Source organism: Terriglobales bacterium (assembly GCA_035764005.1).
Classification (GTDB): domain Bacteria; phylum Acidobacteriota; class Terriglobia; order Terriglobales; family Acidobacteriaceae; genus Gp1-AA112.
Genome location: DASTZZ010000015.1, coordinates 1 through 4,243, shown reverse-complemented (window position 1 = coordinate 4,243; position 4,243 = coordinate 1). Strand labels below are relative to the sequence as shown.

General features: G+C 56.7%; 6 protein-coding genes. 2 read left to right on the top strand and 4 right to left on the bottom strand.

Annotation, left to right across the window (positions count from 1 at the left end; translation table 11 throughout):
* Nucleotides 1-243 precede the first annotated feature (243 nt).
* Nucleotides 244-888 (top strand): hypothetical protein, encoded by a 645-nt coding sequence (locus tag VFU50_01835; GenBank protein ID HEU5231571.1) that lies wholly within the window; start codon nt 244-246, stop codon nt 886-888.
* Nucleotides 889-934: 46 nt separating this feature from the next.
* Here VFU50_01835 and VFU50_01830 read toward each other — a convergent pair whose 3' ends face one another.
* The 4 genes from VFU50_01830 to VFU50_01815 form a co-directional block, all read right to left on the bottom strand.
* On the bottom strand, nt 935-1,222 hold the full coding sequence (locus tag VFU50_01830; protein HEU5231570.1) for a hypothetical protein: 288 nt from the start codon (nt 1,220-1,222) through the stop codon (nt 935-937).
* Between the two features lie 135 nt (nt 1,223-1,357).
* Nucleotides 1,358-2,065 carry an IS21-like element helper ATPase IstB gene (gene istB / locus VFU50_01825; protein ID HEU5231569.1) on the bottom strand — a complete coding sequence of 236 codons (708 nt, stop codon included), beginning with the start codon at nt 2,063-2,065 and terminating at the stop codon, nt 1,358-1,360.
* Entirely contained in the window at nt 2,034-3,254 is a 1,221-nt protein-coding gene (gene istA / locus VFU50_01820) for an IS21 family transposase (protein HEU5231568.1), read from the bottom strand. The genes istB and istA overlap by 32 nt, the downstream gene beginning before the upstream one ends.
* Nucleotides 3,190-3,588 carry a hypothetical protein gene (locus VFU50_01815; protein ID HEU5231567.1) on the bottom strand — a complete coding sequence of 133 codons (399 nt, stop codon included), beginning with the start codon at nt 3,586-3,588 and terminating at the stop codon, nt 3,190-3,192. The genes istA and VFU50_01815 overlap by 65 nt, the downstream gene beginning before the upstream one ends.
* Nucleotides 3,589-3,804: 216 nt before the next feature.
* Between VFU50_01815 and VFU50_01810 the strand changes: the two genes are divergently transcribed.
* A complete protein-coding gene (locus VFU50_01810; GenBank protein ID HEU5231566.1) occupies nt 3,805-4,134 on the top strand; it encodes a hypothetical protein in 330 nt (109 codons plus the stop codon).
* Nucleotides 4,135-4,243 lie beyond the last annotated feature (109 nt).

The window sequence follows — 4,243 nt, the reverse complement described above, 5'->3', positions numbered from 1 at the left end:
TGCCGCTGCTTCTTCATAACCTCCAGCGCGCTTATGACGTGCGTTGTAACCTAAATGCGATCACCGTCGCTGCCCATTCAGCGGCTTAGATCGCATGTCTCGAGCCGTTCTCCTTTTCAACGGAAAAGCGGACATCCTCCCACCATCACAGTCGAGTGAAATTTTTTGAAGTGAAAAGAATCATGCACTTGCAACGCTTTTGGAACGGAACATGGTGCGGGGCGATGCGGATACTCGGGCGAGATGGCGAAAAAGAGAGGAGGCGGACCGAACACTGCAGACGGCAAAAAGAATTCGAGCCGTAATTCAACTACACACGGGTGCCGGGCGAAAACAGTCGTGATCTTGGATGGCGAGTGCCAAGAGGATTACGACCAGATGAAGTCAGAGTGGAACGAAGAATTCGGACCGGAGAGCTACATGGAGGAGCGGCTGGTCGAGATTTTGGTGGATAACGACTGGTTCCTGCGGCGCGCGATGCGCCGGCTCCATGAGGCTGAAGCAGGGGACGGGAACGTAGATCTCATGCAGCGGTACAAGACGTCGGCGGAACGCTCATTCTACCGATCGCTAAACGCGCTGCAGGGACTGAGGAAACACTACATGATCATAGACAGAGAACGCGACCGGCTGAAGAAGGATCTGGAGACACGGCCACCGGCAGCGACGGCGCCGGCGAGCAAAGGATCGAAGGCTGAAGCGCCTTTGACGAAAGCGCAGCAGACGTTCCGGGGTCAGAAGCAAGCGAAAAAAGCTAAAAAAGTTCCGATGCTCGATCAGTGTGTTAGCGCCGGGATAAAAGGGGACCACTTTCGCCGGTTTAGCAGGGTGCCAATCGGGGCTTGCGGGAGCAATGAGCACACGACTGCGCTGACCGCTGAGGTGTAAAGCAGCGGGTCGGGTGAGCGAGTTTGTTCCCTGCAAGTAAACGATCTTAGTCGCTGGCTTGACCTCCCGCGCCGTCATCCGGAGGAAGAGCAATAGAAGACCACCAGTGTTTGGTGTCCAGCTTGATCGATTCGACAACCAGGTAGAGGGTGTTCACGCTGTTGACCTTGCCTGCCACGCAATAGGCACGGCCTGGAATAGGGCGAAGGCGTTTGGTGAAGTCAAACAGGCGATAAACACGCCGGGTATCGCGATCCAGCATGAGCAACACTGCGCACGAGCAGTATTCCGTCCGCGAGAGCAGGAACAAGTGATTGGCGCTGAAGTTGAACATTCGGAAGGAAGAAAGACAAGACAAGAGCGGGAGCCGCAGCTCCCGCGTCCGTTGTCAGCGCCGTTGAGGGGTTACCCGACGGACTCCTCCGGCTCGGGATATCGCACAGCGCGGCGCATGATCGAGCCGACTTGATTATTCAGCCGGCGGAGGGGGATTCTGGTTCGCCTTGCGGAGACTATCTCCGCCGAGCAGGAACACTTCCGAGTTCTCTACCAGGCGATCCGCAATGGCAGTGGCGATGGTGGTGTTGTAGAGGATATTGCCCCAGTCGGAGAAGGCTGTGTTCGTAGTGATGACGGTAGAACGTTTTTCGCCGTGGCGGGTGGAGATGACCTGATAAAACAGATTCGACGTTTGCTGATCGAGCGAGAGATATCCTAATTCGTCAATGACGAGTAGCCTGGGATCGGTGTAGCTCTTGAGCTTGCGAACGAGCGAATGATCGACCTGCGAAGCGAGCAGTTGATTCAACATATCCATAGCGGTCGTGAACAGGACGCGCTGATTGGCCTGGCAGGCGCGCCAACCGATGATTTTTGCCAAGAAGGTCTTTCCTGTGCCAGGATTTCCAATCAGGATGACGCTGGTTCCCTTGGCGAGAAACTCAAGATCCAAGAGGCGCAGGATGCGCGGCTTGAGTTGCATGCGGCTCTTATGGTGTTTGAAGTGGAAGCTGTCGATGGAGTATCGCGCATGCAGCCGCGACAAGCGGAAGCGGCGTTCGATGGAACGGTTGTTACGAGACTCCAGTTCAAGGTCTGTCAGACTTTCCAGTGCTTGTACGAAGCTGAGATTCCTGGCGGCGGCATCAGCAATGATCTGATCGAGCTGGCGGCTCATCGTTGTCAAGCTGAGTTGATCCAGTTTCGCTTGTAGTGAGGTCATAAGATTCCTTTCGCGAGCGGAGAATGAAGGCGTCGTAGTCAGCGAGGGAGAGCGGATCGGTGGCCAGCCCGTTCAACTCGGGATCTTTCAGACGTAATGGTGGTTGGATATCGCGGCGCGTCTGCTGCTGGCGAAGGATGTTGGCGATATAGTCGGCGCCAAAGGCGCCAGCGGTATAAGCTTTCTCGAGTGCCGAAGCGACAGCTTCGGGGCCGTAATCACGCACGAGTTCGAGGAGTTCGCGGATCTGTCGTGTGAGAGAGCGATCGGTTTCGGCAAGTTTGCGCAGGTAGTATTCCGATGTGGGGCCAAGAATCTGGATCAGACGTTGTTGTGCCGCAGAGCGTTGAGCTGCTGCTAACTGCGCGAACAACTCCTTTTGAAAGCGCTCGGCGCCGAAGGTGCGGCCGCGCTCCCAGGAGCGCGCGTAGCTAACGACTTCTTTCGACTGATCGTAAATGGACACTGAGTGCGAGTCTGCCTTGACGGTGAGTTTTCGTCCGACATAGCGGGGCGGCACGCAATAGCGATTGCCGTCAAAACATAGGCGCAGGTCTTTGTGGACAAGGGCATCGGCGGTGTCGCGATAATCCGGGGCGAGCAGGGGCAGAGGCCGTAAAAACTCGGGTTGGAATCGCTCGTTGGGAGCTTGGCCGGTTTCGCGATGTTTGCGTTGATTGGCAGTCTGGTCGATCCACTGCCGGGCCTGCGCATTCACGTCGGCCAGATCGGTAAAGCTTCGAAGCGGCCAAAAACTCTGGCGTACATAACCGATCGCGCGTTCAATCTTGCCTTTCTCCCAAGCTGCTGCGATGTGGCAAGCCCGCGGAATGAAGCCGTATTCGCGCGCAAAGGCGAGGAACCGCGGATTGAAGCGGACGAGATTTCCTTCGTGTTCGGCGACCGCAGTGGCGAGATTATCGAACCAGATTTCGCGAGCGCAGCCGGTCATCGCATCAAAGGCGTGGATGTGACAGCGGACAAACGTTTCGAAGCTCTGGCTGTGCGTGAACTCCAGATAGAGTTTGCGGCTGTGACATTCGACCAGGCAGAAGGCGTAGAGTTTACGTGGATTGTGGTTATAGACGAGCGCACCGAAGTGCCCCCAATCGACTTCGAAACGCTCCCCGGGACCAGGCTCCATACGCACGTAGGCACGGCGATTCCGAGCTTCCATGAACCGCCTGCAGAGAATCCTTCACGATCGTGATGCCCCCATCGAAGCCCAGCGTGCGCAGATGCTCGGCGATCACGGTGGCCGGCGCGGTAGGATCACGCTCCAGCAGTTCGCTGATGGCAGCCTTGAAAGGATCCAGTTTGCTGGCACGGTCACGATGTGTAGGTGGCGGAGCCGGCGTCTGCATGTACTTCGCTACCGTGCGGCGGCCGATGTGAAGTTGGCGTGCAATCTTGCGCAGCGGCCACTTATCCACCAGGTGAAGACGGTGAATGGTGTTGATCTGATCCGGCGTGAGCATGGCGCGACTCCATTTATCCTGCGGAAACGCTCACGGCGCCAGAGGGATGTTGTTTGCAAGATAGCCGGCGGCGAAGCGCGGTGGCGGAACTGCTTCCAGCACCCACACTTGCGTAGGAGCTGAGATGTTGTTTGCAAGATTGTGCAGTTCTGCACCGACAACCCAAACTGTGGCAGGACAAGGTCTTAGATCTGAAGCTGAAGTGTTGTTTGCAAGATGTTTGAAATGTTGCTTACGGTCGCGCGATTTTTGCTGCTGGCAATTGCGCTCCACAGCAGCCGGGTGGGTCTGGCGATACTGCTTCCAATAATCCGGGTGCTGTTTGCGCCACTGGCGCGCACTTTGCCGACACGCCTCACGATAGTTCGGATCGGTGGCGAGCTTGTTTCGGCGGTAGTTGGAACGCCGCTGTTCCTGGCAGCCGGAACCACTGCAAACGATCTGCTCCCGCTGGCATCGGGACGGATAGAACAACTCATGGCAATGCGGACAACGCCGCTCGTTCATAAGTGGCGTTTTCGCACTTCCGTGCCGGTTGAGATTTAGAAACTGATTTAGAGTCCCTTACCGCGTCCCCGCCAACTGCTCCTTTGGCGGTCTCATTGGCCCCGGCTCTCACCGGCCGAAATGGCTACTTTTTTCACCGGCTCTAACA